This is a genomic window from Vibrio sp. L3-7 (assembly GCF_963898195.1).
GTDB classification, from domain to species: Bacteria; Pseudomonadota; Gammaproteobacteria; order Enterobacterales; family Vibrionaceae; genus Vibrio; species Vibrio echinoideorum.
Map to the genome: position 1 here is coordinate 1 of NZ_CAWQUW010000069.1, position 1,061 is coordinate 1,061.

Genomic DNA, 1,061 nt, shown 5'->3' on the forward strand with positions numbered 1-1,061 from the left:
TTCGACGCTATAAATATCCAGTCTCAGCTGAGGATCTAGCAAATAAGCTAGATGTTAGTGTAAGAACAATCTATCGAGATATAGCAACTTTGCAATCGCAAGGCGCAGAGGTCGAGGGGGAAGCTGGGCTTGGTTACATTTTAAAACCGAGCTTCGATTTGCCACCGATGATGTTTAGCTTAGAAGAGCTTGAAGCCCTTAAGTTAGGAGTTGAATGGGTGGTAAAGCAAGCAAACGGAGAATTTAACGAAGCTGCCATTGATGCACTTGCTAAGGTTTCAGCTGTGTTGCCTTCTGATCATGAAGCTAAGCATACTGAGAGCGTCATCAGAGTTGCTTCAATTTTCAAAGCACCAAAGGTGATGGTTAAGCTGGCTGAGTTAAAAGCAACGATAAAAAAAGAGCATAAAGCAGAAATTCTTTACGAAGACGCTAAAGGTGCTATCAGCAAGAGGGTTGTGTGGCCAATACTTATAGGTATGTTTGAGCAACACAATATCTTGGTTGCATGGTGCGAAACACGGAACGATTACCGTAATTTTAGACTTGATAGAATTCAATCATTTTTACAACTTGAGTCTAAATACGAGCGTTCTCGTCATGCTTTACTAACTGAATGGGAAGCTCTGGAGGGCATCGAACACAAGCGCTTTCGTTACTGACAAAAACTGTCAGTACTTGTGGTTACACTTAGTTCATCCATTTTTAAAATGAAGATTTACAACTATGTTAACTATTGATTCTATTGTTCTTTATGTTGAGAACATCCAACTCAGTATGACCTTTTATAAGAAAGTCTTTGAGTGTGAACCTAAGCTTTTATCGCCAACCTTTGCGGTAGTCGAGTTTGCTGAAAACGTAAAAATCACTCTAAAACAAACTGATACACTTACGCCAAGTAGTTTAGTTAGAGGTGGCGGGACTGAACTTTCTGTCCCTGCAATTAACAGCACCGAGTTAGATAGCTTATTTGAAAAGTGGAAAGAGCAAGGAGTGAATTTTGCTCAAGAGCGCGAAGAGTCTGTATATGGTATCAATTTTGTTGCGTTAGACCTTGATGG

The 1,061-nt window shown here is 40.2% G+C and carries 2 protein-coding genes; both read left to right on the plus strand.

The features are described 5' to 3' along the window. Nucleotides 1-662: helix-turn-helix transcriptional regulator (locus AACW75_RS24270; RefSeq protein ID WP_237297967.1), on the plus strand; the 662-nt coding region annotated here is incomplete at its 5' end. Nucleotides 663-726: 64 nt separating this feature from the next. After that, on the plus strand, nucleotides 727-1,061 hold a 335-nt coding region (locus AACW75_RS24275; protein WP_237297968.1), incomplete at its 3' end, for a VOC family protein.